We start from the raw sequence: 26,725 nt of genomic DNA, 5'->3' as shown, positions 1-26,725 counted from the left end.
GCGAACCCATCAATCCGGAAGCCTGGGAATGGTACTACAAGGTGGTCGGCGACAGCCGCTGCCCGATCGTCGATACCTGGTGGCAGACGGAAACCGGCGGCCACATGATCACGCCGCTTCCCGGCGCCACCGATCTCAAGCCCGGCTCCGCCACCCTGCCCTTCTTCGGCGTGCAGCCGCAGCTGGTCGACAACGAGGGTAACCTGCTGGAAGGTGCCGCCGACGGCAATCTGGTGATCGCCGACAGCTGGCCCGGCCAGATGCGCACGGTCTACGGCGACCACGAGCGCTTCATCCAGACATACTTCTCCACCTACAAGGGCAAGTATTTCACCGGTGACGGCTGCCGTCGCGACGAGGACGGCTATTACTGGATCACCGGCCGCGTCGACGATGTTCTCAACGTTTCGGGCCATCGCTTGGGCACGGCGGAAGTGGAATCGGCGCTGGTGTCGCACAAGCATGTGTCGGAAGCGGCCGTGGTCGGCTATCCGCACTCGATCAAGGGTCAGGGCATCTATTGCTACGTGACGCTGATGGTCGGCCTCGAAGGCTCGGATGCGCTGCGTCAGGAGCTGGTGAAGCATGTGCGGACCGAAATCGGCCCGATCGCCTCGCCGGACAAGATCCAGTTCACCCCCGGCCTGCCGAAAACCCGCTCGGGCAAGATCATGCGCCGTATCCTGCGCAAGATCGCCGAGGACGATTTCGGCGCGCTTGGCGATACCTCGACGCTCGCCGATCCGGCCGTGGTGGATGATCTGATCGCCAACCGGCAGAACAAGGCGGATGCGGCCTGATGTTTCAAGGCGCCGTACGATCGGTACGGCGCCTTTTCAAATGAACTTCGGAAGTTCGAGCGCTTATCACTTCTTCTGGACTGTGCATCCAAGATGCGTTTGGCATCAGATACCTCAGCCGTTAGTTAAATCCTAAAAATCGATCGCCCGGCCATTGATCTCCCAGTCGCCGAAGCGGGCGGGGTCGGCGCCGCCGCGGCCGCCGATTTCGGGGGGAAGCTCGGCTTGAGCCTGCGCCTGGCGGCGCTCCTCGGCTTCGGCCAGCGCGCGCTTGGCTGCGGGCGAGAGCGGCTTGCGCGCGGTATCGCCGGCTTCGGTGTCGATTTTATTGTCGTTATCTGCGGTTTGCATGGTCTCGCACGACCTCCGAAATATTGAAATGAAGGGAGGAATAGCCAAATCATAGTGCGTCCGGCCGCAAAGAAAAAGGTTTGGACGACAGATGAGTTGGAGACCCGTCGATGAATCTCATGCGTACCGCCATGCTGCTTGCCTTCATGACTGCCCTGTTCATGGGCGTCGGCTATCTGATCGGCGGTCAATCCGGCATGTTGATCGCATTTGTCGTCGCCGCGGGCATGAATTTCTTTTCCTACTGGAATTCCGACCGCATGGTGCTCTCCACCTACAATGCGCAGGAGGTGGACGAGCGCAGCGCGCCGGAATTCTACCGGATCGTCCGCGATCTCGCCCGCAATGCCGGCCTGCCGATGCCGAAGGTCTACCTCTACGACAGCCCGCAGCCGAATGCCTTCGCCACCGGCCGCAATCCGGAAAACGCCGCCGTTGCCGCTTCCACCGGTCTTCTGCACGCGCTGACACCGGACGAAGTGGCCGGCGTGATGGCGCATGAGCTTGCGCATGTGCAGAACCGCGACACGCTGACCATGACGATCACGGCGACGCTTGCCGGCGCCATTTCCATGCTCGGCAATTTCGCCTTCTTCTTCGGCGGCCGCCGCGACAACAACAATCCGCTCGGCATGATCGGCGTTCTGCTGGCGATGATCGTCGCCCCTCTGGCTGCAATGCTGGTGCAGATGGCGATCAGCCGCACGCGCGAATATTCAGCCGACCGTCGCGGCGCCGAGATTTGCGGCAATCCGCTGTCGCTCGCCTCCGCACTCGGCAAGATTGCCCGTGGCGCCGCGCATATTCCGAATGAGGAGGCCGAAGGCCATCCGGCGACGGCGCACATGTTCATCATCAATCCGCTCTCGGGCGAGCGCATGGACAACCTGTTTTCCACCCATCCGAACACGGAAAATCGTATCGCCGCGCTGCATGAAATGGCCCGTTACGGCGGCGGCAGTGCCTCGTCTGCAGCCCCATCTTCGGGCTTTGGCTCGACGGGACCGGTCTTGACTGCTAATCCGGAGCGAAAATCGCGCTCCGTGCCGAATACGGGTCGCGGTGGTTCGCAACCGCCGAAGGGACCCTGGTCTTGAGTTCTGACAATAAAAACAAAACGTTCAACAAGGATGGAAGACGATCGGGCAAAGGGCCGGCCGAGCCTCGGCGGCATGATTCGGCGTCTTCCAAGCCCGGTTTTGCGGCGCGCGCCGCCGCGACGAAGATCCTGGCCGCGGTCATCGATCGCAAGACGCCGCTCGACGGCATGCTGGATGCGGAAGGCGGCAACCCTGCCTATAGGGCGCTGAGCGAAAGCGACCGGGCGCTGGTGCGCGCCATCCTCAACAGCGCGCTTCGGCACTTGCCGCGCATCGAGGCGGCGATATCGTCGCTGCTCGATTCGCCTTTGCCCGAAGGCGCTCGGGCGCTGCATCATGTTCTTGTCGTTGGTGCCGCGCAGATACTCTACCTCGATGTGCCGGATCATTCCGCCGTCGACCTCGCCGTCGAGCAGGCCAACCGCGATCCCCGCAACCGCCGCTTTGCCAAGCTGGTCAACGCCATTCTGCGACGTATCGGCCGTGAGAAGCAGGCAGTTCTGGAGCAGGTCGCGGGTGTGCCCGCCATGCCGGCCTGGTTTCTTTCCCGGCTGGAATCCGCCTATGGCGCGGAGACGGCGATCAAAATTTCGGACACGCAATTGGAGCCGGCCGCGATCGATCTCACGGTAAAATCCGATACCGATGGGTGGGCGAAGCGCCTCAATGGCGTTGTTCTGCCGACCGGTGGCGTGCGGCTTGCCTCCTTCGAAGGATCGATTCCCTCGCTTGAAGGCTTCGATGACGGCGAGTGGTGGGTGCAGGATGCGGCCGCGAGCATCCCGGCGAAATTGTTCGGCTCGCTTGCCGGCAAGCGGGTGGTCGATCTCTGCGCCGCGCCCGGCGGCAAGACGGCGCAGCTCGTCCTCGCCGGCGGCAAGGTCACGGCGCTCGACCAATCCGCCAATCGACTGAAAAGACTATCCACCAATCTCGCGCGCCTCGGTCTGGAGGCAGAGACCGTCGTGGCCGATATGAGCAAGTATCGGCCCGAGGAACTCTTCGATGCTGCCCTTCTCGATGCCCCCTGCTCCTCGACGGGAACGACGCGCCGTCATCCCGACGTGCTGTGGACCAAGGGGCCGGAGGATATCGCCAAGCTTGCCGGCCTGCAGGAGCGCCTGCTTCGTCATGCCCTGACGCTGGTCAAGCCGGATGGCCTGGTGGTGTTTTCCAACTGTTCGCTCGATCCCGAAGAGGGTGAGGATCTGGTCGCGCGCCTGCTCGCCGATACGGACAATGCCGAACGCGTTCCGATCGCAGCGGCCGATTGGCCGGGCCTGGAAGCGGCGATTTCGCCGCTTGGCGCCTTCCGCACCACGCCGGACATGCTGCCGCTTTCCGATGGCTTTGCCTCAGGGCTCGACGGCTTTTTTGCCGTCGTACTTCGGCGTGCGCGTTAGCGGCATCCGGGTTTCTCACGCATCGAACGGTTAAAAACCTGCAAACATGTCCTTAATTGGTATATTTGTAACCTCTTTTTAACCACGGATAATGAGAGTAAGCAGAAGCAAATATGCAGATCTGCGGCAGGGTTTAGTGAGTTCATACATGCGGGAAGCATGGCGGCGGATGTCGCGCCGCGCGGCGTTGACGCGATTGCGTCTCACCCGCCACACGTTGCGTGTGCCGGAACGCCTGATCGTGGCGCCGACCGATCTGCGCAGCGTCGATCCCTTTTTCGTCGAAGAGCTTCTGAACGGGCGCATCCTGCTTGCCGGACGTGTTCTGGAAACGCAGGGGGCATCGCCCTTTTCGCTGGAATTGCCGTCGCTGGCCTTTGCCGCCAAGCTGCATAACTTTCGCTGGCTGCGGCATTTGCGGGCGGAAAAGAGCGACCAGGCTTCGGCCATGGCGCGCGCGATCCTCACCGACTGGATTGCGGTTCACGGCCGCCGGCTGCACGGTCTCGCCTGGTCGCCTGACATAGCGGCGCAACGGCTGATCGCGCTGCTGTCGCATTCGCCGGTGCTCCTGCATGGCACGGACAGCGGATTCTATCGCCGCTTCATGCGGATGCTCGTCTTTCATGTGCGTTTTCTGCGGCGGATGGCGGCATCGGCACCCGACGGCATCACCCGGTTCCGCGTGCGCATCGCGCTTGCCATGTCGTCGGTCGCCATGCCGAGCAGCGCGTTGACGCTGAAGCGGGCCGGCCAGGCGCTCGACCGCGAGATCGACCGGCAGATCCTGCAGGATGGCGGCCATATCTCCCGCAATCCGCGCGCATCGCTGGAGCTGCTGCTCGATCTGCTGCCGCTGCGCCAGACCTACGTCAATCTCGGCCATGACGTGCCGGTGCGGCTCATTCCCGGCATTGACCGCATGTATCCGGCGCTGCGCTTCTTCCGCCATCAGGACGGCGACCTGGCGCTGTTCAACGGCGCGACGTCGACGCTTGCCAACGAGCTCATGTCGGTGCTGCGCTATGACGAGACTGCGGGACAGGCATTCAAGGCGCTGCCGCACACCCGATATCACCGGCTGGCGGCCGGCCAGGCCGTCGTCATCATGGATGTCGGGGCTGCCGCGTCCACCGATCTCAGCCGCACGGCGCATGCGGGCTGCCTCTCCTTCGAGATGTCGTCGGGCAAAACGCGCTTCATCATCAATTCCGGCTCGCCCGAGTTCGCGGGCGATCGCTTCATCCAGGCCGCGCGGGCGACCGCGGCGCATTCGACCGTTACGCTCAACGACACGTCGTCCTGTCAGTTTTCCAAGGCGAAATCGCTGGGGCCGATCATGGTCGGCGGGGTGAAGAAGATTATCGTGGAGCGTGCCGAGACCGAGGACGGGCGGGATTATGTCCGCGCGGCCCATGACGGCTATCTCCCTGCCTTCGGCTATGTCCACGAGCGCGAGCTGAGCCTCAACGCCAGCGGCACGATCGTCGCCGGCCGCGACCGGTTTTTGGTACCGGAAGGCAGGAAGCAGCCACCCAGAGGCGAAGGCGTCGCCTCCGCGCGCTTTCACATCCACCCCTCCATCAGCCTGCTGCAGACCGAGACGGACGCCGCGCTGCTGATCGCGCCGGATGGGGAGACCTGGGTGTTCTCCTCGCCGGGCAACGAGGTGCTGGTGGCGGAAGATATATTCTTTGCCGATCCCTCGGGCATGCGCTCTTCCGATCAGCTCGAGATCGTTTTCCGGATCACCGAAAAGCCGGAAATCCGCTGGTTTTTATCCTATCGGCCATAGGCTAAGCGCGTCAGCTATGCTAACGGGGCGGCATTATCGTCCCGCGCCATTTCCGCCGGACATCTCGTCTCCTCATGCCAGAGCGGGTGCGCTCTGTTTTTTGTTATCGCGCAATTCCGGACGGAAAACCGCCGTATACCTGTCCTGGAATTGCTCTAGATCGGAGAAAGCCCATGGCCGTCGTTTCCAAGAAAATCCCTGCTCCTGACAAAGTGAAGGTGAAGACCGCGCTTCTGTCCGTTTCCGATAAGACCGGCATCGTCGAGCTGGCACGCGCCCTCAGCGCGCAGGGTGTGCGCCTCCTGTCGACCGGCGGCACGCACAAGACGATCGCCGCGGCCGGCCTTGCCGTGACCGACGTGTCGGAGGTGACGAATTTTCCGGAGATCATGGACGGTCGCGTCAAGACGCTGCATCCGAAGGTGCATGGCGGCCTGCTCGCCATCCGTGACGATGCCGAGCACCAGGCTGCGATGAAGGAGCACGGCATCGAGGGCATCGATCTCGTCGTCATCAATCTCTATCCCTTCGAGGACGTCCGCAAGGCAGGCGGCGATTATCCGACGACGGTCGAAAACATCGACATCGGCGGCCCGGCGATGATCCGCGCTTCGGCGAAGAACCACGCCTATGTGTCGATCCTGACCGATCCCGCCGACTATCCGGAACTGCTGGAGCAGCTTTCCGCCGATGCCGGCCAGACGGCCTATGCCTTCCGTCAGCGCATGGCCGCCAAGGCTTTCGCCCGCACCGCCGCCTATGACGCGATGATCTCCAACTGGTTTGCCGAGGCGCTCGATATCGCCACGCCGCGCCACCGCGTCATCGGCGGGGTTCTGCGCGAGGAAATGCGCTACGGCGAAAACCCGCACCAGAAGGCCGCCTTCTACGTGACAGGCGAGAACCGCCCCGGCGTTTCCACGGCGACGCTGCTGCAGGGCAAGCAGCTTTCCTACAACAACATCAACGACACCGACGCGGCCTATGAGCTCGTTGCCGAGTTCCTGCCGGAAAAGGGGCCGGCCTGCGCGATCATCAAGCATGCCAATCCCTGTGGCGTCGCCACCGGCCCGAGCCTCGTGGAAGCCTACAAGCGCGCTCTTGCCTGCGATTCTACCTCGGCCTTCGGCGGCATCATCGCGCTCAACAGCCTGCTCGACGCGGCAACGGCGGAGGAGATCGTCAAGCTCTTCACCGAGGTCATCATCGCGCCCGAGGTCAGCGAGGAAGCCAAGGCAATCATCGCCCGCAAGCCGAACCTCCGCCTGCTCTCGGTCGGCGCCCTGCCCGATCCGCGCGCGCCCGGCCTGACCGCCAAGACCGTCTCCGGCGGCCTGCTGGTGCAGAACCGCGACAACGCACTGGTCGAAGACATGGAGCTCAAGGTCGTCACCAAGCGCGCGCCGACGGCACAGGAGCTGGAGGACATGAAGTTCGCCTTCCGCGTCGCCAAGCATGTGAAGTCGAACGCCGTCGTCTACGCCAAGGATGGCCAGACGGCCGGCATCGGCGCGGGCCAGATGAGTCGCGTCGATTCCGCTCGCATCGCTGCCATCAAGGCCGAGGAAGCCGCCAAGGCCATGGGGCTTGCCGAGCCGCTGACGCGCGGTTCCGCCGTTGCCTCCGAAGCCTTCCTGCCGTTTGCCGACGGCCTGCTGTCGGCGATTGCCGCCGGCGCCACAGCCGTCATCCAGCCGGGCGGCTCCATGCGCGACCAGGAAGTCATCGACGCTGCGAACGAGCACAATGTCGCGATGGTCTTCACCGGCATCCGCCATTTCCGCCATTGATGACTTTGCCCTCGCCCCATCGGGGAGAGGGTGGCGCAACAGCGCCGGGTGAGGGGGCATTACCGGGAGTCTGCATATCGTTCGCAACGATATAGGTTGGTCCGAATGCGCGGCGCGACCCCCTCATCCGCCCTCTTTGGGCACCTTCTCCCCGCTGGGGAGAAGGAGATGAGCATATCCCTATTAAGATAAGGAGATATCCCTACCTCGTCTTGTCGGCCGGATAAGGTGTGGGCAGCAGAAGCAGCAGGCCGCCGGCAAGGAAGATGACGAGCGTCGCCATGCCGAGGCGGGCTGAGCCGCTCCAATAGGTCACCAGCGAGAAGAACAGCGTCGCCATGAAGCTGGTGGCGCGGCCTGACAGTGCATAGATGCCGAAGTAGCGTCCCGCTTCCGAGAGGCTGACGCTGCGGGCGAGATAGGAGCGCGAGGAGGCCTGCACCGGCCCGAAAGCGATGCCGATCAGCAGGCCATAGCCGATATAGGCCTTTTCCGCCGCCGTGCCGAACAGGCCGCCGGAACTGGCCGTCGAGAGCGGAACCAGGCCGAAGAGCGTGAAGCCGGGGCCTGTGGAGATAATACCGAAAGTGGCGACCAGCAGCAGTGTCAGGCTGATGACGACAGTCGTTTTCGAGCCTAGCCAGCGGTCGACATAGCCGGCGGCAAAGCAGCCGAAAATGGCGATGACATTGAGGATGATGCCATAAATGCCGATCTCGATCGTCGCCCAGCCGAACATGCCGGCTGCGAAGGTGCCGCCAAGGATCAGCAGTCCGTTGACGCCATCCTGATAGATCATGCGGGCGATGAGGAAGAAGCTGATGCCACGCCGGCGCTTCAGCTCTCGCAGGGTCGACGAGAGTTCACGCAGGCCGGAGCGAACTGCGGCGCGCAGCGGCAGGCCGCGCGCGGCATCGGGCGTGAAGAGGAACATCGGCAGAATGAAGAGGAAGTACCAGACGGCGGAAATCGGCCCGGTGATGCGCGCATCCTCGCCGAGCGTCGCGTCGAGGCCGAAGAGCGGCGTCAGGCCGAGGATGGTCCTGCCGGTCTGCGGATTGCCGGCGAGCAGCGCCACGACGGTGATGAGGACGATCATGCCGCCGAGATAGCCGAGCCCCCAGGCGGTGTTCGACAGCCTGCCGACATCGTCCTTGCCCACCAGTCTCGGCATCATCGAATCGTTGAAGACGATCGAGAACTCGGCGGAGATCGACGCGAGGATCATGAAGATCACCGGATAGATGACCGGCGATCCCGGTGCCGCGCCCCAGAGGCAGAAGAGGCTGGCGATCTTGATAACGGCGAAGAAGGCGATCCATGGCTTGCGGGCGCCGGATTGATCGGCGATCGAGCCGAGCACCGGGGAGAGGATGGCGATGATCACCGAGGAGATCGTCGCCATGTTGCTCCAAGTCGTCTGGGCGGAGACGGGATCTGCCGTCAGCCGTGCGACGAAATAGGGGCCGAAAATGAAGGTGGTGACGACGGTGAAGAACGGTTGCGCCGCCCAGTCGAAGAACATCCAGCCCCAGATGCCTCGTGCCGGCACTTTTGCCGGCACGTCATTGTCAATGTCAGTCACCACCAGATCCAGCCCCTGATTCCCCTGGCCTTTGCCGGGTCGGGGCGGACTGTGTCACCTTGCCCGGCCGTTCGCAAGATCGCTGAGCAGGCCTGCGGCGACGGTGATGCGGGCGAGATTCGGATCGCCGCTTTCACTGAGGCCGCCGAGCTCCTCGGCGATGCGATTGATGCGGATGCGGTCTTCCGCATGCCACGCCTGAACCGGCTGTTTGTCCTTCGGGTGGTTGGACAGCGCGGAGATGACGATATCGCGGCGCGCGCCGGCGATCTGGTCGAGGCTGCGCGCCAGGGCGAGGCTCTCGTAGTGGTCGCCGGTGACGATCCTGCTGCCGGCCAGCAGCAGGCGGCCGACGCGGAAGGTCTGCGAGACGGTGAAGTAGCTTTCCGCCGCCCGGTTCAGCGTATCGCCCGTGCGCTCGGCGATCTGCATGATCTCCGGCACGAGGACGAGCGCGTAGATGGTGGCGATCTCCGAAGCCAGTTTTTCCGGCAGGCCGGCGGCCTGGTATTCCGCCTCGCGGGCGGCGATCTCGGCTGCGAAATCGGCCGGGATATGGCTGAGGAAGACAGGCCGCAGCTTCTTGAGGGCCGAGCGAAGCCGGCTAACGGTTTCCTCGATGCCACCTTTGACCGCGCCCGTCTTCAACAGGAGCCGCGTCAGTACGGTATAGACTTCGGTAATCTCGCCGTAGACGCGGTTCTGCATCTGGCCGCCGACCTTGCCATCCAGCGCGTCGGTTTCGTTCCAGAGCCGGTCGAGATCGAAGCCGTCGCGGGCGATCACGGCCGCCTTGACCACTTCGGCAGCCGATGCGGCCGTCGCGTCCATCATGCTGACCGCAAATCCGGGGCCGCCACGGTTGATCGCTTCATTGGCAAGCGCCGTGCCGATGATCTCGCGGCGCAGCCGATGGGTTTCGATATCGACGGCGTTCGAGCGCTGCATCTTGGCCGGGAAATAGCGGCTGAGCGTGGCAGCGAAGTAGGGATCGTCAGGCAGGTCGCTCGCGACAAGCGCGTCGAAGAGGACGATCTTGGCATAGGAGAGCAGTATGCCGATTTCGGCGCGGGTGAGCGGGCGGCCGTTGGCGTAACGCTCGGCGAAGGTCTGGTCGTCAGGCAGGGTTTCAACCTTGCGGTTGAGCTGCTTGGCCGCTTCCAGCACGCTCATGAAGCGGCTGAGTTCCAGGCCGTTGCCGGTGCCCTTGCGCTCCGTCAGCGAGATCGCCAGGGATTGCAGGTAGTTGTTGCGCAATACGAGGACTGCGACTTCGTCGGTCATGGAGGCAAGCAGCGTGTCGCGCTTGGCGCGCGTCAGGCGATCGTCATGCATGGCGTTGGCAAGCGCGATCTTGATGTTGACTTCGACGTCCGAGGTGTTGACGCCGGCGGAGTTGTCGATGGCGTCGGAGTTGCAGCGCCCGCCCTTGAGGCCATAGGCGATGCGGCCCTTCTGGGTGACGCCGAGATTGGCGCCCTCGCCGATCACCTTGGCGCGAACCTCCTCAGCCGAAATGCGGATCGGGTCGTTGGCGCGATCGCCGACCTCCGAATCCGTTTCGGCCGGTGCCTTGACATAGGTGCCGATGCCGCCGAACCACAGCAGGTCCACCGGCGCCCTGAGGATCGCCGTCATGATCTCGAAGGGCGTGGCGACCGATTTGTCGATGCCGATGGCGGCAACCGCTTCCGGCGTCAGCGTGACCGACTTTGCCGAGCGGGAAATGACCATCGCGCCTTTCGACAGAACGGATTTGTTGAAATCCTGCCAGCTTGAGCGAGGCAGGTCGAACAGGCGCTGGCGTTCGGCAAGCGTCTTTTCCATGTTCGGATCGGGATCGATGACGATGTCGCGGTGGTCGAAGGCAGCCACGAGGCGAATCTTGGGTGACAGCAGCATGCCGTTGCCGAAGACATCGCCCGACATGTCGCCGACGCCGACGACGCTGAAGGGCGTCGTCTGGATGTCGATGTCCATTTCGCGGAAGTGGCGCTTCACGGTTTCCCAGGCGCCGCGGGCGGTGATGCCCATCTTCTTGTGGTCGTAGCCGGCCGAGCCGCCGGAGGCGAAAGCGTCGTCCAGCCAGAAGCCGGCTTCCTGCGCCAATGCGTTGGCGGTATCGGAGAAGGTGGCGGTGCCCTTGTCGGCGGCGACGACGAAATAAGGGTCGTCGCCATCGAGCCGCACGGTATCGGCGGGCGGAATGATATCGGCGCCGGAGATGTTGTCGGTGATCGACAGCAGCGTGCGGATATAGGTCTTGTAGGCCTCGCGGCCGGCATTGAAGATCTCGTCGCGGCTGCCGCCGACGGGGAGCTTCTTCGGATAGAAGCCGCCCTTGGCGCCGACGGGCACGATGACGGCGTTCTTGACCTGCTGCGCCTTTACGAGGCCGAGCACTTCGGTGCGATAGTCCTCGGCACGGTCGGACCAGCGCAGGCCGCCGCGCGCCACCTTGCCGAAGCGCAGATGCACGCCCTCCACTTCGACGCCGTAGACGAAGATTTCGCGGAAGGGCCGCGGCTCGGGCAAGCCGTCGAGAAGCTTCGGATCAAGCTTGAAGGCAAGCATCGCCTTCGGCGTGCCGTCGGCGTTCTTCTGGAAGTAGTTGGTGCGCAGCGTCGCGTCGATGGCGTTGACATAGCGGCGCAGAATGCGGTCGTCGTCGAGGCTCGGAACGTCGGCGAGCTCGGTTTCGATGGCGGCATGCAGCTCGGAGAGCTTTTTCGTGCGGTTCTTGTCGCTGAGCTTGGGATCGAGCGTGTCGTGGAACAGGCGGAAGAGCGAGCCGGCAATGTGCGGATATTTGTCCAGCGTCGACGAGATATAATCCTGCGAATAGGCAATGCCCGCCTGGCGCAGATAGCGGGAATAGGCGCGCAATACGTTGGTTTCGCGGGCGGAGAGATCGGCAGAGACGATCAGCCTGTTGAAGGCGTCGTTGTCGATCGTGCCGCCGAAGGCGGCGAGGAAGGCTTCTTCAAGTGCCGCGCCATGGCGGGCAAGATCGATCGTCAGGCCGTTGCGAGCCTCGAGCTCCATGTCGTGAAGCACGACATGGCCGGTCGAGCCGTCCCTGGCGGTGACATAGATATCGAAGGTGCGTTCGCTGATGACGTTGAAGCCGAGATTTTCGAGCAGTGGCACGCGGCGCGATAGCGCCAGATTGCCTTGTCCATGGAAGATCTTCAGCGAAAGGATGTCGCCTGCCTCGTCCTTGCGGACATAGAAGCCGATGCGGATCGGTTCCGCCCCGGCGGTCGCGGTCATGTCGGCGAGATCGGCGAAAGCGTCTTCCGGCGAAAAGGCTTCCTGAAAAGCCTGGCTGACGGAGATGCTTGGCGCCTTCGGGCCGGCCAGCGTGACGAAGCGTTCGTCCCAGCGGGCGGTGATGGCGCGGATGGCCTCTTCCAGCTTGGCCTGGGGAACATTCGGCGTCTTGTCGGCGCTGCGGCCGATGATGAAGTGCACGCGGGCAACGCCGCCTTCCGGGAAGGCCGGATAATAGGCGGAGACGCGGCCGTCATAGACGGTCTTCAGGTAGTTGCCGATCTTCTCGCGGACGACGGAGTCGTATTCCTCGCGCGGGACATAGACGATGACGGAGACGAAGCGGTCGAAATGGTCGATGCGCGGCAGGGCGCGCACGCGCGGCCGGTCGGTCAAATCGTTGATCTGTTCGGCAAAGCTTGCCAGCAGCGAGGTGTCGATCTGGAAGAGGTCGTCGCGGGGATAGGATTCCAGCGTATTGTCGAGCATGCGGCCGGAGTGGCTGGTCGGATCGAAGCCGAAATGATCCTTGACCTTCTGCACCTTCGAGCGCAGCAGCGGAACCTCGGCGGCGGCACTGGTATAGGCGGTGGAGGTGAAGAGGCCGACGATGCGCAGTTCGCCGGTGACGTTGCCATCCGTGTCGAAGCGCTTGACGCCGACATAATCCATATAGGCGCGGCGATGGACGATCGACTTGACGTTGGCCTTGGTGACGATCAGGAAATCCGGGCCATCGAGGAAGGCGAGGATTTCCGGCGTCGTGGTGACGGCATCCCTGCCCTGGCGCAGCACGCGGACATCCGGATTGGAGAGGATACCGAGGCCGGTGCCGCGATCACGCTCGACCTTGGCGTTGGCGCCCTTGCCGGAATAGACGTATTCGCGCATGCCGAGGAAGGTGAAATTGCCGTCGCGCAGCCAGGCAAGGAAGGCGAGCGCTTCGTCGCGATCGTTCTTGCGGCGGCCGGCGGCCTCGTAGGTGGAAAGCTCTGAAATGACGGTATCGAGGCGCGACAGCATCGGTTTCCAGTCGGAAACGGTGAGATGCGTCTGATCGAGCACGGCCTGTATTCGCTTGGCCAGATCCGTCGCCTGCGCCGCTGTCAAAGGCGAGAGATGAAGCTGGATATGGCTGACGCGGTGGGCAGGATCGCTCGGGTGGTCGGCGGAATAGAGGCTTGGCTGCTTGCCGTCTTCGATGACCAGGATCGGGTGCACGGCCATGTAGAGGTCGCGATAGCTGCTGGTCACCTCGCCCATGATCGATTCGTACAGGAAGGGCATGTTGTGGTCGGTGATCGAAAGGATCGAAACGGCAACGCCATCAGGCTCGATGTTGGCGACCTGCTCGATGCTGACGCGCGGAGACGTGCGGCTCCAGGCTGCCAGTTCCTTGGCCGCGTGCGTCGCGGCAAGGGCCAGCATTTCCGGGCTGTAAAGCTCCATATCGTCGTTGCTAGCCCGGCCGAACAGGATTTCGGGATCGAGGTGCGCCTCGCCCGTCGCCGCGGCTATCTTGCGTGCCGCTTCGATCTGTTTTTCCCGTTTCGGATTGGTTTTGGGCGCCATGGAATTCCTCCCGATTTTCGAATTTTGACCACAGTAGCAGAAGGTTTAGCGAAAAAACTGGCAAAAAGAATGCGAATTTGGTTGCTTTCGGACTGATTTTGCCTCGTTTTCTTAAAAAATTTGCCGGAATGCGCGATCCTGGCGAAAAGCGGATGGAATTGGCGGAATCAGTTCGTCAACAGAGGTTTTCATGACTCTGTGAAGTGCCGTTGACAGAATGGCGCGAAAGGGACCATCAACGGCGACATTGCAGTTTGAAGCCCTGAACTTGAAAGCAAAGCATCATGTCGCAAGTGTCGGCCGGCGCCGTTATCGTTATCTCCAGCCATGTCGTCAGAGGGTCGGTCGGCAATCGTGCTGCCGTCTTCGCGCTGGAAACGCTTGGCCATCCCGTCTGGGCGCTGCCGACCATCGTTCTGCCATGGCATCCGGGTCACGGCCGCTCGACGCGGCTGACCTTCAACGAGGCGGATTTCGACCACGCAATCGACGATCTCATCGCCGCGCCATGGCTCTCCGAGGTCAAGGCCGTGCTGTCGGGATATTTCGGCAACGCCGCACAGGCGCGGTCGGTCGCCCGGCTGGTGACGGCCTTGCGGGAGAAAAACCCCGACCTCCTCTATGCCTGCGATCCGGTGATCGGCGATGCCGGCGGCCTCTATGTGCCCGAAGCGACGGCGGAAGCGATCCGCGACCATCTCATCCCGCTGGCGTCGCTGGCGACGCCGAACCGCTATGAGCTTGCCTGGCTGGCCGGGGCGCCGCTCGAGGACAACAATGCCATCATGGAAGCGGCACTCGCCCTCGGGCCGTCGCGCATGTTGGTGACCTCGGCAGTGCCGATGATGGCCGGCGGCATCGGAAACCTCTACCTCAGCGGCCGAAACGCGTTGCTTGCCGAGCATCGCAGCATAGAAAATGCGCCAAATGGGCTTGGCGACCTGCTGTCGGCCGTGTTCCTGTCCCGGCTGCTGTCCGGCTTGGACGAGGAGCGGGCGCTGCAATTGACGACGGCCAGCGTCTATGAGGTGTTGGCAAGGGCGGTCAAGCGTGGCAGCGACGAGCTGACGCTGGCTGCGGATTCGTCAAGTCTGTCGACACCGATGGCGATGGTGCAGCTGCGGCACCTCGTTCATCCGGCGGAGCGGAAGAGATAGCGGTCGAGGTCGGTCGCCCAGAGCTTTTTGCAGTGCAATAGTTGCCATCGGCAGCGAGGCGCTGTAATTCAATCTGCATGGACAGCTTTCCCACCTCCCTTCTGAGCGGTTATCGCAACTTCATGAGCGGACGTTATGCGGACGAGCGCGAACGTTATCGCAGTCTGGCCGAGAGCGGTCAGAGCCCCTCGACCCTTGTGATTGCCTGTTGCGACTCCCGTGCGGCGCCGGAGATCATCTTCGATGCCGGCCCGGGAGAGCTCTTCGTCATCCGCAACGTCGCCAACATGGTGCCGCCTTACGAACCGGACGGCAATTTCCATGCGACGTCGGCGGCACTGGAATTCGCGGTGCAGTCGTTGAAGGTCTCCGACATCGTGGTCATGGGCCATGGCCGTTGCGGCGGCATCCGCGCGGCGCTCGATCCCAATGCCGAGCCGCTCTCGCCGGGCGATTTCATCGGTCGGTGGATGGGCCTGCTGAAGCCGGCTGCCGAACAGATCCAGAGCAATGACATCATGACGCCTGTCGAGCGCCAGACGGCGCTGGAGCGCATATCGATCCGCAATTCGCTGAACAATCTGCGCAGCTTCCCGGAAATCAAGGCGCTTGAGGGAGAAGGCAAGTTGCAGCTGCATGGCGCTTGGTTCGATATTTCGACCGGCGAGCTATGGATCATGGATCCGGCAACGCGCGATTTCATCCGCCCGGACGTATAGCGTTTCGGCTTTTTCGAAGCGCGCAGCCGCTCTTTTTAAGCGATTGCGGACGGAAAACCGCTGTGCATTTTTCCTGGAGTTGCTCCAGGTGGAAACCAGATCAAACAAAAAGGCGCTGCAGACCTTTCGGTCGCAGCGCCTTTTGTTTGTGATCCAGATTACTTGCCGTCGATCTGCTGGCCAATATAGGCGATTGCCTGCTGATAGACCTTTGCGTCGTTCCAGCCGGCGATGGCGGCGAAATTCGGCTCGCCCGGCTGATAGCCGGCGCCTGGCTGCCAGCCATGGCCACGCAGGAAGTTTGCCGTCGATGCCAGCGCGTCCGCGCGCGATCCCACAAGATCGACCCTGCCATCGCCATCTTCGTCGATACCGAAGGCGACGACGTTCTTGGGCATGAATTGCGTCTGGCCGATTTCGCCATGGGCGGCGCCGCGAGCCGACGGGCTGAGATAGCCTTCGCCGACGAGCTTGAGGGCGGAATAGAGCTGCTCGGTGAAGAATGCGGAACGGCGGCAGTCATAAGCGAGGGTCGAAACCGCAGAAAGCGTGTGCTGGTCGCCCATGTAGCTGCCAAAGCCCGTTTCCATGCCCCAGATCGCGATGATCGGGCCTGGCGGAACGCCGAAACGCTTCTGAATCTTGGCAAACAGCGCCCCATTGGCCTGCTTCATGCTCCGGCCGCGACTGATGATGGTCTGGCCGCCACGCTTCTTCATGAATTCCTCGAAGGAAAGCTTGAAGCTCTTCTGGCCGCGGTCGGCGCGGATGGTCGGCTGGTTGTAGTGAACGTTGGCGAAGGCCCTGTCGAGGACGGAGGGGCTGACGCCCTGTCCCTGCGCTTCCCGCTTGAATTCCTGCACCCAGTTCTCGAAGCCGGCGGAAGTGTTGCCGCAGGATGCGGCATTTGTCGCAAGCGGCATCCCCAGCAGCAACCCGCCCGCCACGAGAGCTGCCATTCCAGACTTTGTGAAGCGCATTCAATGTCCCCGAATTCTTACCGCGTTGCGAACGCGGTAACCGTTTTCAATGGCGCATAAACCCTTCCAAGCCAGGGATTCACGCGTGGTTCGTCGCTACCGGACCATGCCAGCATCCGACAGTCCTGTCATCATCACATTTTAGCAATCGATGTTTTCGTTTCATGTGAAACATCGGCGCCGAAACATTTACAAAAGCCCCGCCTTTCGTTCGAAATGGCGAGGCTTCCATTCAATCCTGCATAGCTAATGAAGGTTTATAAACCGTAAATTGGTTTATGAACCCTTATGCAGCCTGCTTGCGCGGCTTGATCAGGCCACGGTTGACGAGCAGTTCGGCGATCTGGATGGCGTTGAGCGCTGCACCCTTGCGCAGGTTGTCGGAGACGACCCAGATGTTGAGGCCGTTTTCGACAGTTGCATCTTCGCGGATGCGCGAAATATAGGTCGCATCCTCGCCGGCGGATTCGTAAGGCGTGATGTAGCCGCCGTTTTCCTGCTTGTCGATCACGAGGCAGCCGGGCGCTTCGCGCAGGATGTCGCGGGCCTGATCGGCCGTGATCTCGTTTTCGAATTCGATGTTGACCGATTCCGAATGACCGATGAAGACGGGGACGCGGACAGCCGTGCAGGTGACCTTGATCTTCGGATCGAGCATCTTCTTGGTTTCGGCCAGCACCTTCCACTCTTCCTTCGTGTAGCCGTCTTCCATGAAGCTGTCGATGTGCGGAATGACGTTGAAGGCAATGCGCTTGGTGAACTTCTTCGATTCGATCGGATCGGCGACGAAGACGGCGCGGGTCTGGTTGAACAGCTCGTCCATGCCGTCCTTGCCGGCGCCGGAAACGGACTGGTAGGTCGAAACGACGACGCGCTTGATCTTGGCGAAGTCGTGCAGCGGCTTCAGCGCGACGACGAGCTGCGCGGTCGAGCAATTCGGGTTGGCGATGATGTTGCGCTTGGTGAACTGCGTGATGGCGTCCGGATTGACTTCCGGCACGATCAGCGGCACGTCGGCGTCGTAGCGCCATGCGGACGAGTTGTCGATGACGACGCAGCCCTGGGCGCCGATCTTCGGCGAGAACTTCTTCGAGACTTCACCGCCGGCCGACATCAGGCAGATGTCGGTGTTGGAGAAATCGTAGTTTTCCAGGTTGGAAACCTTCAGCGTCCGGTCACCGAAGGAAACCTCGGTTCCCTGCGAGCGGGCCGATGCAAGCGCTACGACCTCATCGGCCGGAAAGCCACGTTCGGCGAGGATATTGAGCATTTCGCGGCCGACATTCCCGGTCGCGCCCGCTACTGCAACTTTGAAACCCATTTCTCAAGCTCTCTTTCTCTTCTCTCCTCTTTGGCGAGGGGGGAACCGCGGCCATGACGGCCGGTTCCTGTCCCCGACCGAGCCGGGGAGAGAGCGGCAGGCCAGAGACGTCAGACGGTTTTCGTCGTCGTTTTGGCCTTGGTTTTGGAAGAAACCGGAAAATAGACATCCCGCCCGGCATGGTCTGCCAAGTTACGGAGGCTATCGAATTGTTCGAAGCGAGCCATGGAAGTCTTCCTTTTCCGTCGCCGGTTCTAAGACGTTTTCCACAGGAGTCAAGGATTTCCTCGCCGGCATCGCTGCGGGAGCGAGGAAATCGGGAACATTGGAACCCGCCTTCGCCCTGTCGTGTTCGAGGGCGCGCGGTTTCGAATGTCAGCGATTGGTCTTGCGCGTGATCTCGAACAGGAACCAGGTGCGGCGTTCGGTCTCGTCCAGCCAGTTTTCGAGAAGGCTGGCGGTGGCGATATCGCCATATTCGTCGCAGACGTCATGCACGGCGCGGATTTCGGCCGAGAGCTTGAGGTTGTCGTCCGCCAGTTCGGCAAGCATATCCTGGGGATCGACATATTCGGCGTCGTTGTCGGGAATGCGCTGGAGCTTGGCGATCTGGCCGATCGACCGCAGCGTCGTTCCACCGATCTTCCGGGCGCGCTCGGCCATGGGGTCGGTCATCGCGAAGATCTGGTCGCCCTGATCGTCGAGGAGCAGATGATAGTCGCGGAAATGCGGCCCGCTCATGTGCCAGTGAAAATTCTTGGTCTTGAGATAGAGAGCAAAGACATCCGCCAGCAGCGCGTTCAATGCTGCCGAAATATCGCGTGTCGCCTCCTCGCTGAGATTGGTGCGAGTCCCCAATTTCGATTTGGTGTTGGCGGTGTTCATAAAGACGTCCTCCGTTTGTTGTTCACGACAGCGATCGCCGGCGGATAATGAAGGGAGTTCGATGACATTCGCTGTTGCGTGGGATCGCATTGAAAAAGGATGCATTTTGAAATTGCACGGCAGGGGCGCCGTTTCCGGGCATGTCGTCTGCGATGCTATGCGGAAAACCCGAACGTATCTACTAAATAGGAGAATGTGGCGGTTTGGCAATTGCTTGCCGACGCATCGATCCGGCTTGTCGCCACGGCCGCCGAATGAGCCGCCCTCTTTGCAGGAGGGCGGCTTTGCTGGCGGGACGTTACTTGAGGCCGCCTCCGGCGTAGATGGTTTCGCCCGTCAGCCATGCGGCTTCCTGCGACGCGAGGAAGACGGCGATCGGGGCGATATCGGTCGGCTGGCCGAGGCGGCCGAGCGGCGTCTGCGAGACGAGATGCTTCTCAAAATCGCTGCCGATGACGCCTGCCGCAACGACGCCCTCGGTCTCGACGCCGCCCGGCGCCAGGTTGTTGACCCGGATATTGCGCGGTCCGAGCTCCTTGGCGAGAATCTGGGTGATGGAGCTCACCGCAGCCTTGGTTGCCGTATAGACCGAGGCGGTCGGCAGGTTCATGCTGACGGCGTTGGAGCCGATGTTGATCACATTGCCGCCCTCCGGGCCGAAATACTTGACGGCTTCCCGCGTGGTCAGCAACGTACCCAGCACGTTGATGTTGAATTCACGATGGAATTCTTCCTCGGTGAACTCCTCTATCGACGCGAATTGATAGACGCCGGCATTGTTGACGAGGATATCGACGCGGCCGAATGCCTGTTTGGTTTCGGCGAAGAGGCGGCTGACGTCTTCGGATTTCGAAACGTCGCCGTGGACGGCGAGCGCCTTGCCGCCCTTGGCGGTGATTTCCGCCACGACCCTGTCGGCACCTTCGCGGCTTGAGGCATAGTTGACGACGACGGCAGCACCCGCCTCGCCCATCGCCTTGGCTATCCCTGCACCGATTCCCTTGGATGCTCCGGTCACGATCGCGACCTTTCCTGCCAGTTTGCTCATGTCATTTTCCTTCGGAAATTGTTCGACAGTTTTACAATCATCAAATCATTTGGCGCATGCGACCCGAAAACCGATCCGCAACGTCAGTTTGATATTTAGATAATCATCTAATTGATACAAGAGGAGGAGACGCCGAGGCCACGCGGAATCGTCAGATCCTGGAAAGTTCCGCCATATAGGCGTTCAGCGTATCGCGCCGCAGCACGAGGTTTGCGAACTTGCCTTCGCGCTGGATCTCGATCAGTCCGGCGTTCTCAAGTTCCTTGATGTGATGTGACATCGTCGCGGCACTGACGGCGTGGCACTCGTTCAGGGTGCTACAGGGCAAAGGCTCGGTTCGCGTGCCGATTTCCTTCAGGATCTGGACGCGTCGCGGCTCGGCAAGGGCCCGGGAGATCAGTCCCATCTGCCTTTCGCTCAAACGTATCGGCTCGGTATCCATGGTTTTCATCGCAAAGGGAAACGAAATCGGGTTGACCGCCTTCGATCAACCTACGCTTAGAGATATATGAATGCTCGAGGTCGATGGCAACCTTTGCGATCGCCGCAGATGAGCTCGGATCAAGGCTTGCTGACTTTCAGCAGCGGCCATCTCGGTGTCGGCCAGCCGGCAGCATTGATGCGGAAGAGCAGGCCATAGCGGGAATAGACGATCGCCGTCATGAAGGAAAACCAGCCGCCAAGCGCCAGGCCGGCCATGACGTCGCTCGGATAGTGGGCGCCGACCATGACGCGCGTAACGGCGAGCCAAAGGGCGCATGCCGCGAAGATATAGCGATAGCGGGGGAACATGAAGGCAAGCGCCACGAACAGGGCGCCGATGGTGGTCGCGTGCCCGGAGGGGAAGCTTTCGAAGCTGGCGCGGCCGTTGAAGGGCGAAAAGCCGAAAGGTCCCCAATCCGCAAAATGCGTCGGCCGCGCGCGGCCGATGGCGCGCTTGAGAACGTTGGCGAGAAGACCTGAAAACACGACCGTCGTCAGAAGATAGCCGCCGATCTGGCAGATACGCAACGCCTGACAGCGGCAGCGTTGCGAATGGAGGAGCCTGCTGCCGGCCCATCCTTCGAAAAAGAGGAAGGCGCTGATGACGATGATCCACTCGGAATTGCCGAAGCCGGTCAGCATTTCGCCGATAAAGCGGATGGATGGCGAGAGGCTCTTGAGGGTTGCACCGACGGGCCAATCGAACAGGAGGGCCGAGAGAAGAACGACGTTGGCCGTCAGGAAAAGGCAGATCTTCCAATGGCATGGCGCAAGTGTCGCATCGCTCCGCCGCCAACGCCTGTCGAGAGACGTCAAGATCGCCTGCATAACCCACCGCCCATTGTCGATTTCCAATCAAGGGGACGACTAGCAGGCTCCTGTAACAGTATTTTTAAGACGGCCAGCCGTCGACCGTCTCTTCGAGGCTTCCCGGCGCATCCCCGCGGCAATCAACAAAAACCCCGCGCTGCGTGGCAGGGCGGGGTCTTGTGTTTCACGTGAAATATATCAGGTGGCTTACGCGGACAGAGCCTTGAATTCGGCAAGGATGGCGTCGCCCATTTCGGCGGTGCCGACCTGGCGGCTGCCGGCCGACATGATGTCGCCGGTGCGGATGCCGCTGTCGAGGACGTTGGCGATCGCCTTTTCCAGCGCGTCGGCTTCGGCAACCAGGCCGAAGGAGTAGCGCAGGCACATGGCGAAGGAGGCGATCATGGCGATCGGGTTGGCGATGCCCTTGCCGGCGATATCGGGCGCCGAGCCATGTACCGGCTCGTAGAGCGCCTTGCGCTTGCCGGTCTTGGCGTCGGGCGCGCCGAGCGAAGCGGACGGCAGCATGCCGAGCGAACCGGTGAGCATGGCGGCGACGTCGGACAACATGTCGCCGAACAGGTTGTCGGTGACGATGACGTCGAACTGCTTCGGCTGGCGCACGAGCTGCATGCCGCCGGCATCGGCGAGCATATGCTCGAGCTGCACGTCGGCATATTTTTCCTTGTGCGTCGCGGTGACGACCTGGTTCCAGAGCACGCCCGACTTCATGACGTTGCGCTTTTCCATCGAGCAGACGCGATTGTTGCGGGTGCGCGCCAGCTCGAAGGCGACGCCGGCGATGCGCTCGATCTCGTAGGTGTCGTAGACCTGCGTGTCGATGCCGCGCTTCTGGCCGTTGCCGAGGTCAATGATTTCCTTCGGCTCGCCGAAATAGACGCCGCCGGTGAGCTCACGGATGATGAGGATATCGAGGCCGTCGACCAGTTCCGGCTTCAGCGAGGAGGCGGATGCCAGCGCCGGGTAGCAGATGGCCGGGCGTAGGTTGGCGAACAGCTGGAGGTCCTTGCGCAGGCGCAGCAGGCCGGCTTCCGGGCGCACTTCATAGGGAACGCTGTCCCACTTCGGGCCGCCGACAGCGCCGAAGAGCACGGCGTCGGCCGCAAGCGCCTTGCCCATGTCTTCCTCGGAGATGGCGGCGCCATGCGCATCATAGGCGCAGCCGCCGACAAGGCCTTCATCCGTGACGAAGCCGGCATTCTTGGCCTCGTTCATATAGGCGATGATCTTGCGAACTTCGCCCATGGCCTCGGGGCCGATGCCGTCGCCCGGCAGGAGGAAGAGATTGCGCACTGTCATGGGAAAGCCTCCGCGAAAGAAAAAGTTGCGGGGTTTTTAGACCTGCAAATGCGGCTTTTCAAGCGAGGAAGCGGCCGAAACGGTACGGTTTTCGGGCTTTTGAGAGCCTCACCCGCCCTTGTGGTTCGAGGCTACGCCCTCCGGGCTTCGCACCTCACCATGAGGGCGGAGACAGTACCGCGCCATAACCCGGCAAATTCATCCTTCGACGCGCTTATCCTTTGGCGAGGGGTGAAATGAGCTGAAATGCTGATGAGGAGATTAGCCCTCATCCTGAGGCGCGCAGCCAAAGGCGGAGCCTCGAAGGACGAGGGCGGGTGGTTTGCTTTGCCTTATATTTTACTCGGTGAGACCCAGCGAGGCGAGATAGGCGGCCGATGCCGGGATCTTCGACTTGTCCTTGATCTCGATGATCAGGCGCGGATTGCTGTCGAGCTTGGCAAGGGCGGCAAAGACGGCGCGCCAGTGGATGTTGCCTTCGCCGAGGCTCCAGTGACGGTCGGCATAGCCGTCTGCGTCCTGCAGGTGGATATGCTGCAGGCGGTTGCCGGCGGCGTGGACGTAGTAGTCGACCGGCGGAGCGCCGGTGTAGCCATGGGCGTAATGGGCATGGCCGGTGTCGATGGAGACGGCGACGGCGGGCGAGTTGAAGCTGTCGGCGAGACCGACGCGGATATGGGGATCCTTGTCCTCGATATTCTCGATGACCATCGTCAGCCCGATGTCCTCGGCGCGCTTGACGGCATCTTTCAGCGTCAGATGCGTATATTCGATGATCTTCTCGCGCTCGCCCTTGTTGTTGTCGAGGTTGTTGTAGGACCACGACGTATAGGGGCTATGGATGACCATCTGCGTGGCGCCGATATTGGCGCAGACATCGAGCGCCTGCAGCAGGCGCCGGGTGACGACGGCGCGGACATCCGGGTCCTGCGAGGCGATGACGAAGCCCCAGAACGGGCCGTGAATGCCGAGGCGGCCCTGATGGCCGTCGAGCAGCTTGCGGGCACGCTCGGCAAGCGGAGCCCAGTCGCCGTTCAGAACATCGGCTTCGACGAAGCTCTGCAGCTCCAGATCGCGCGGCTTTTCGAGCAGCCAGTTGCGATGGGTTTCGACGTCGTCAAGCGTCATGGCGGCGCCGACAATAGGAAGAGTTGTCATGGAGAGGCTCCATTGCGTGGAGAGGAATCAGGGCGGGAGGAGAGGCCGCAACGGCCTCGGCAGGCTTGTATGGACCTGCTTCTTGTCGATCATATTACAGCGGACAGGAAAGATGGTGCCTGATTTGTTTTCCGGGATCTGCATTCCCCAGTTCTTGAGCATGGCAGGTGCGGAATGATCTCTCTCCCCGAGGGGAGAAGGTATATGCCGCATCGATCGGCGCCATATGCGACGGCCCTGCCGTCAAAACGGGAAGCGGAGATCCTTATGTTTGCATGAAAAAGCCGGGCGTAGGGCCCGGCTTCGAAACATGCGGTAATGGTAAGACCGATCAGGCGGCCCAGGGACGCGACGCGGCGTTCGACTTTTCGAAGTTGTCGATCGCGGAGGATTTTTCCAGCGTCAGGCCGATATCGTCCAGGCCGTTCAGCAGGCAATGGCGCTTGAACTCGTCGAGTTCGAACTTGAGCGAGCCGCCGTCCGGGCCGGTGATTTCGAGGTTTTCCAGATCGACCGACAGGATGGCGTTGGAGCCGCGCGAGGCATCGTCCATCAGCTTGTCGAGATCTTCCTGGCTGACCTTGATCGGCAGGATGCCGTTCTTGAAGCAGTTGTTGTAGAAGATGTCGGCGAAGCTGGTCGAGATGACGCAGCGGATGCCGAAGTCGAGCAGCGCCCAGGGAGCGTGTTCGCGCGAGGAGCCGCAGCCGAAATTGTCGCCGGCGACGAGGATCTTGGCGTTCTGATAGGCCGGCTTGTTCAGCACGAATTCTTCGTTCGGCGTGCCGTCTTCGTTGTAACGGGCTTCAGCGAAGAGCCCTTTGCCGAGACCTGTGCGCTTGATGGTCTTCAGATAATCCTTCGGGATAATCATGTCGGTGTCGACATTGACGACCGGGAGGGGTGCCGCGACACCGGTCAACTTCACGAACTTGTCCATGGGGTCCTGCCTTCATTCTCGTCTAAAGCACGAATTATCCTGCCAATAGAGCAAATCCGGCCCGAAATGAAGGAGAATCTTGGAAATGCTCTAAAACACGGCGCTTTGGCCGCAGCCTGCCTTCCGGAACATGTCAGCCCTCGGGCAAACGCGTTCGGCAGCCGGCAACAGGCTGCCCTTGCCTGTGTTCGACCTCAGAGGTCGATGATCGTGCCGCGACCGTCGTTCCAGATGCGCATTTCGCGCTGGCCGTTCGTCTTCGCCTTGGCATGCACCGGTGCCGGCTTCATGCGGAGCGAAATCGCGCGGGCTGCCATGAGCACGGTCAGGATAGCGCCGACGGCAAGCGTGATCGAAACTGTAAACAACGCCATGGCGGCAAATACGGTGATGCCGGCAAGCGCGATGAACAGGGAACGGATATTCTGCATGGTCGAGACCTCTCTACTCATGGCAATGTGGTCCTCTCTCTTCCCCTCTGCAAGAGGAGCATGGCTTTTTGTTGACTTGCCTGGCGATTAAAAGCGCGGCAAAACGGCACAATGAGCCAATCTGCAAGCCAAACCTCCCCTTCCCGCCCCGTCCGCCTGCGCCGTTCGGTCTTGAGCGTTCCCGCTATCAACCGACGCGCGCTGGACAAGCTTTCGAGCCTCGATTGCGACGCCGTCATCTTCGATCTCGAGGATTCCGTTTCGCCGGAGAAGAAGGCCGAGGCGCGGGAGAATTTACGGGCCTTCTTTGCCGCTTCGCCCCTTCCCGGCAAGGAGCGGATCATCCGCATCAACGCGCTTTCCTCCAATTTCGGCGTCGACGATCTGGCGTTGGTCCTGGCGCTGGAGCCGGATGCGGTGCTTCTGCCCAAGGTGGACGAGCCGCAAGATGTCATGCTCGTCGGCGACAGGCTCGCCGAGGCCGATGCGCCGGAAAACCTGCGCATCTGGGCGATGATCGAGACGCCGCGCGGTATCCTGAATGCGGCTTCGATCGCCGAGGCCGGGCGCACGTCTGGCAGCCGGCTTGATTGCCTCGTCGTCGGCCTCAACGACCTCAGAAAGGAAACGGGGGTACTGCCGCAGCCGGGCCGGGCCTATCTCGTGCCCTGGCTGATGCAGGTGATACTGGCTGTCAGCGCCTATGGGCTCGAGGCCATCGACAGCGTTTTCAACGATTTCAAGGATGCGGAGGCGTTCGAAGCGGAATGCGGCCAGGGCCGCAGCATGGGCTTTTCCGGCAAGATGCTGATCCATCCGAGCCAGATCGAGGCCGCCAACCGGCATTTCGGTCCGGATGCGGCAGCCATTGCCGAGGCTGAAGCCATCATCGCCGCCTTCGCCGAGCCGGGTGCCGCCGCTCTCAATGTCGTGAATATCGGTGGGCGGATGGTGGAGCGGCTGCACCTTGTCCAGGCGGAAAGACTCGTCCATAAAGCTCGCCTGATCGCGCAGCGCTCCATCGCCCTTCGACAGGCTCAGGATGAAGGCTGATATGTTACGAAAGATGTCTTGATGAAACTCTACCGCTTTCTCACCGGACCCGATGACGCATCCTTCTGCCACAAGGTATCCGCTGCGTTGAACAAGGGCTGGGAGCTGTCGGGCTCGCCGACCTATGCCTTCAATGATGCGAGCGGTCAGATGCAGTGCGGCCAGGCCGTCGTCAAGGAAGTCGCCGGCAAGGATTACGATCCGGATATGAAGCTTTCCGAGCAATAAGCTGGGCTTAATCGCCTTATAAAAGGTTTTATGCCTCTCCCTGACCGTCTTGCGGTCAGGGCATGCCGTCAGCGATCCGTCGCTTCCTCGGCGCTTTCCTCGATGCGCTCCATGTCCTCGTCGCTCAGGCCGAAATGGTGGCCGATCTCGTGGATCAGGACATGGGTGATGATGTCGCCCAAGGTTTCGTCGTTCTCAGCCCAGTAATCGATGATCGGCCGGCGATAGAGGCGGATCTTGTTCGGCATGTCGCCGGTCTGGGCGGTGAAGCGTTCCGATATGCCACGGCCCTCGAAAAGGCCGAGCAGGTCGAAGGGAGTTTCCAGCGCCATATCCTCGAATACGTCGTCATCGGGAAAATCCTCGATGAGGATGATGAGGTTGCCGGTGAGCGAGCGGAATTCATCCGGCAGGTGGCTGTAGGCCTCCATTGCCAGAGATTCGAATGTGCTGATTGAGGGCGCGTGGCGATCCCGCCAATCCTCGCTCTGGTCAATGCGAGCCATGAATGCTTCCTTCCTTG

The 26,725-nt window shown here is 61.8% G+C and carries 23 protein-coding genes; 9 read left to right on the top strand and 14 right to left on the bottom strand.

The window, feature by feature from the left end:
* A partial coding sequence (locus GR212_RS14975) for an AMP-binding enzyme (protein WP_163987351.1) occupies positions 1-800 on the top strand: 800 nt, incomplete at its 5' end.
* Between the two features lie 132 nt (positions 801-932).
* On the opposite strand, the gene GR212_RS14970 is transcribed toward GR212_RS14975, so the two are convergent.
* On the bottom strand, positions 933-1,151 hold the full coding sequence (locus GR212_RS14970) for a DUF1674 domain-containing protein (protein WP_163987350.1): 219 nt from the start codon (positions 1,149-1,151) through the stop codon (positions 933-935).
* Positions 1,152-1,261: 110 nt separating this feature from the next.
* Between GR212_RS14970 and htpX the strand changes: the two genes are divergently transcribed.
* The 4 genes from htpX to purH all read left to right on the top strand — a co-directional run bounded on the left by htpX (position 1,262) and on the right by purH (position 7,239).
* Positions 1,262-2,248, top strand: coding sequence for a zinc metalloprotease HtpX (gene htpX / locus GR212_RS14965; RefSeq protein ID WP_163987349.1), 987 nt, complete (start codon positions 1,262-1,264; stop codon positions 2,246-2,248).
* Positions 2,239-3,654, top strand: a complete 1,416-nt coding sequence (locus GR212_RS14960) for an RsmB/NOP family class I SAM-dependent RNA methyltransferase (RefSeq protein ID WP_432444369.1) — start codon at positions 2,239-2,241, stop codon at positions 3,652-3,654. The genes htpX and GR212_RS14960 overlap by 10 nt, the downstream gene beginning before the upstream one ends.
* A gap of 148 nt (positions 3,655-3,802) precedes the next feature.
* Entirely contained in the window at positions 3,803-5,449 is a 1,647-nt protein-coding gene (locus GR212_RS14955; RefSeq protein ID WP_246725761.1) for a heparinase II/III family protein, read from the top strand.
* 173 nt (positions 5,450-5,622) lie between these two features.
* Positions 5,623-7,239: a bifunctional phosphoribosylaminoimidazolecarboxamide formyltransferase/IMP cyclohydrolase gene (gene purH / locus GR212_RS14950; protein WP_163987346.1), complete on the top strand. Its 1,617-nt coding sequence runs from the start codon at positions 5,623-5,625 to the stop codon at positions 7,237-7,239.
* A gap of 202 nt (positions 7,240-7,441) precedes the next feature.
* On the opposite strand, the gene GR212_RS14945 is transcribed toward purH, so the two are convergent.
* Together GR212_RS14945 and GR212_RS14940 are read right to left on the bottom strand one after the other, a co-directional pair.
* Complete coding sequence (locus GR212_RS14945; RefSeq protein ID WP_432444366.1) at positions 7,442-8,827, bottom strand: MFS transporter; 1,386 nt, start codon at positions 8,825-8,827, stop codon at positions 7,442-7,444.
* A gap of 51 nt (positions 8,828-8,878) precedes the next feature.
* Positions 8,879-13,669, bottom strand: coding sequence for an NAD-glutamate dehydrogenase (locus GR212_RS14940; protein ID WP_163987345.1), 4,791 nt, complete (start codon positions 13,667-13,669; stop codon positions 8,879-8,881).
* Between the two features lie 284 nt (positions 13,670-13,953).
* Here GR212_RS14940 and pdxY point away from each other — a divergent pair, with 284 nt between their 5' ends.
* Both pdxY and GR212_RS14930 read left to right on the top strand, forming a co-directional pair.
* Positions 13,954-14,826: a pyridoxal kinase PdxY gene (gene pdxY, locus GR212_RS14935; RefSeq protein WP_163987344.1), complete on the top strand. Its 873-nt coding sequence runs from the start codon at positions 13,954-13,956 to the stop codon at positions 14,824-14,826.
* A 77-nt stretch (positions 14,827-14,903) separates the two neighbouring features.
* Entirely contained in the window at positions 14,904-15,545 is a 642-nt protein-coding gene (locus GR212_RS14930) for a carbonic anhydrase (RefSeq protein ID WP_163987343.1), read from the top strand.
* Positions 15,546-15,703: 158 nt separating this feature from the next.
* On the opposite strand, the gene GR212_RS14925 is transcribed toward GR212_RS14930, so the two are convergent.
* The 10 genes from GR212_RS14925 to GR212_RS14880 form a co-directional block, all read right to left on the bottom strand.
* Positions 15,704-16,525: a lytic murein transglycosylase gene (locus GR212_RS14925; protein WP_163987342.1), complete on the bottom strand. Its 822-nt coding sequence runs from the start codon at positions 16,523-16,525 to the stop codon at positions 15,704-15,706.
* Positions 16,526-16,811: 286 nt separating this feature from the next.
* Positions 16,812-17,846 (bottom strand): aspartate-semialdehyde dehydrogenase, encoded by a 1,035-nt coding sequence (locus GR212_RS14920; RefSeq protein ID WP_163987341.1) that lies wholly within the window; start codon positions 17,844-17,846, stop codon positions 16,812-16,814.
* Positions 17,847-18,221: 375 nt separating this feature from the next.
* Positions 18,222-18,731 (bottom strand): Dps family protein, encoded by a 510-nt coding sequence (locus GR212_RS14915; protein WP_163987340.1) that lies wholly within the window; start codon positions 18,729-18,731, stop codon positions 18,222-18,224.
* 298 nt (positions 18,732-19,029) lie between these two features.
* The gene (locus GR212_RS14910; protein WP_163987339.1) at positions 19,030-19,779 is read right to left on the bottom strand and encodes an SDR family NAD(P)-dependent oxidoreductase; all 750 of its coding nucleotides are present in this window, start codon (positions 19,777-19,779) and stop codon (positions 19,030-19,032) included.
* Between the two features lie 151 nt (positions 19,780-19,930).
* Positions 19,931-20,185 carry an ArsR/SmtB family transcription factor gene (locus GR212_RS14905; RefSeq protein WP_163987338.1) on the bottom strand — a complete coding sequence of 85 codons (255 nt, stop codon included), beginning with the start codon at positions 20,183-20,185 and terminating at the stop codon, positions 19,931-19,933.
* Positions 20,186-20,340: 155 nt separating this feature from the next.
* The gene (lpxE, locus tag GR212_RS14900) at positions 20,341-21,090 is read right to left on the bottom strand and encodes a lipid A 1-phosphatase LpxE (RefSeq protein WP_163987337.1); all 750 of its coding nucleotides are present in this window, start codon (positions 21,088-21,090) and stop codon (positions 20,341-20,343) included.
* Positions 21,091-21,279: 189 nt separating this feature from the next.
* The gene (gene leuB / locus GR212_RS14895; RefSeq protein WP_163987336.1) at positions 21,280-22,392 is read right to left on the bottom strand and encodes a 3-isopropylmalate dehydrogenase; all 1,113 of its coding nucleotides are present in this window, start codon (positions 22,390-22,392) and stop codon (positions 21,280-21,282) included.
* Between the two features lie 339 nt (positions 22,393-22,731).
* Positions 22,732-23,550: a sugar phosphate isomerase/epimerase family protein gene (locus tag GR212_RS14890; protein WP_163987335.1), complete on the bottom strand. Its 819-nt coding sequence runs from the start codon at positions 23,548-23,550 to the stop codon at positions 22,732-22,734.
* A gap of 331 nt (positions 23,551-23,881) precedes the next feature.
* On the bottom strand, positions 23,882-24,490 hold the full coding sequence (gene leuD, locus GR212_RS14885) for a 3-isopropylmalate dehydratase small subunit (protein ID WP_163987334.1): 609 nt from the start codon (positions 24,488-24,490) through the stop codon (positions 23,882-23,884).
* Between the two features lie 194 nt (positions 24,491-24,684).
* Entirely contained in the window at positions 24,685-24,921 is a 237-nt protein-coding gene (locus tag GR212_RS14880; protein ID WP_112795815.1) for a hypothetical protein, read from the bottom strand.
* A gap of 111 nt (positions 24,922-25,032) precedes the next feature.
* Here GR212_RS14880 and GR212_RS14875 point away from each other — a divergent pair, with 111 nt between their 5' ends.
* The gene (locus GR212_RS14875) at positions 25,033-25,974 is read left to right on the top strand and encodes an HpcH/HpaI aldolase/citrate lyase family protein (protein ID WP_163987333.1); all 942 of its coding nucleotides are present in this window, start codon (positions 25,033-25,035) and stop codon (positions 25,972-25,974) included.
* A gap of 21 nt (positions 25,975-25,995) precedes the next feature.
* Entirely contained in the window at positions 25,996-26,202 is a 207-nt protein-coding gene (locus GR212_RS14870; RefSeq protein WP_163987332.1) for a DUF1737 domain-containing protein, read from the top strand.
* A 68-nt stretch (positions 26,203-26,270) separates the two neighbouring features.
* Here GR212_RS14870 and GR212_RS14865 read toward each other — a convergent pair whose 3' ends face one another.
* The gene (locus tag GR212_RS14865) at positions 26,271-26,708 is read right to left on the bottom strand and encodes a metallopeptidase family protein (protein ID WP_163987331.1); all 438 of its coding nucleotides are present in this window, start codon (positions 26,706-26,708) and stop codon (positions 26,271-26,273) included.
* Positions 26,709-26,725: the final 17 nt, after the last annotated feature.

Origin of the sequence: Martinezella lusitana (assembly GCF_010668395.1) — a bacterium.
Taxonomy (GTDB): domain Bacteria; phylum Pseudomonadota; class Alphaproteobacteria; order Rhizobiales; family Rhizobiaceae; genus Rhizobium; species Rhizobium lusitanum_A.
This window is presented reverse-complemented; position numbering and strand designations above follow the sequence as displayed.

Coding starts and splice junctions, on each gene's coding strand:
- GR212_RS14905 (WP_163987338.1), bottom strand. CDS start 20,185: ATGGGACTGATCTCCCGGGCCCTTGCCGAGCCGCGACGCGTCCAGATC.
- leuD (WP_163987334.1), bottom strand. CDS start 24,490: ATGGACAAGTTCGTGAAGTTGACCGGTGTCGCGGCACCCCTCCCGGTC.
- GR212_RS14915 (WP_163987340.1), bottom strand. CDS start 18,731: ATGAACACCGCCAACACCAAATCGAAATTGGGGACTCGCACCAATCTC.
- GR212_RS14865 (WP_163987331.1), bottom strand. CDS start 26,708: ATGGCTCGCATTGACCAGAGCGAGGATTGGCGGGATCGCCACGCGCCC.
- GR212_RS14890 (WP_163987335.1), bottom strand. CDS start 23,550: ATGACAACTCTTCCTATTGTCGGCGCCGCCATGACGCTTGACGACGTC.
- htpX (WP_163987349.1), top strand. CDS start 1,262: ATGAATCTCATGCGTACCGCCATGCTGCTTGCCTTCATGACTGCCCTG.
- GR212_RS14940 (WP_163987345.1), bottom strand. CDS start 13,669: ATGGCGCCCAAAACCAATCCGAAACGGGAAAAACAGATCGAAGCGGCA.
- GR212_RS14955 (WP_246725761.1), top strand. CDS start 3,803: ATGCGGGAAGCATGGCGGCGGATGTCGCGCCGCGCGGCGTTGACGCGA.
- GR212_RS14870 (WP_163987332.1), top strand. CDS start 25,996: ATGAAACTCTACCGCTTTCTCACCGGACCCGATGACGCATCCTTCTGC.
- GR212_RS14920 (WP_163987341.1), bottom strand. CDS start 17,846: ATGGGTTTCAAAGTTGCAGTAGCGGGCGCGACCGGGAATGTCGGCCGC.
- GR212_RS14930 (WP_163987343.1), top strand. CDS start 14,904: ATGGACAGCTTTCCCACCTCCCTTCTGAGCGGTTATCGCAACTTCATG.
- GR212_RS14875 (WP_163987333.1), top strand. CDS start 25,033: ATGAGCCAATCTGCAAGCCAAACCTCCCCTTCCCGCCCCGTCCGCCTG.
- GR212_RS14925 (WP_163987342.1), bottom strand. CDS start 16,525: ATGCGCTTCACAAAGTCTGGAATGGCAGCTCTCGTGGCGGGCGGGTTG.
- GR212_RS14880 (WP_112795815.1), bottom strand. CDS start 24,921: ATGCAGAATATCCGTTCCCTGTTCATCGCGCTTGCCGGCATCACCGTA.
- purH (WP_163987346.1), top strand. CDS start 5,623: ATGGCCGTCGTTTCCAAGAAAATCCCTGCTCCTGACAAAGTGAAGGTG.
- GR212_RS14970 (WP_163987350.1), bottom strand. CDS start 1,151: ATGCAAACCGCAGATAACGACAATAAAATCGACACCGAAGCCGGCGAT.
- GR212_RS14910 (WP_163987339.1), bottom strand. CDS start 19,779: ATGAGCAAACTGGCAGGAAAGGTCGCGATCGTGACCGGAGCATCCAAG.
- lpxE (WP_163987337.1), bottom strand. CDS start 21,090: ATGCAGGCGATCTTGACGTCTCTCGACAGGCGTTGGCGGCGGAGCGAT.
- leuB (WP_163987336.1), bottom strand. CDS start 22,392: ATGACAGTGCGCAATCTCTTCCTCCTGCCGGGCGACGGCATCGGCCCC.
- pdxY (WP_163987344.1), top strand. CDS start 13,954: ATGTCGCAAGTGTCGGCCGGCGCCGTTATCGTTATCTCCAGCCATGTC.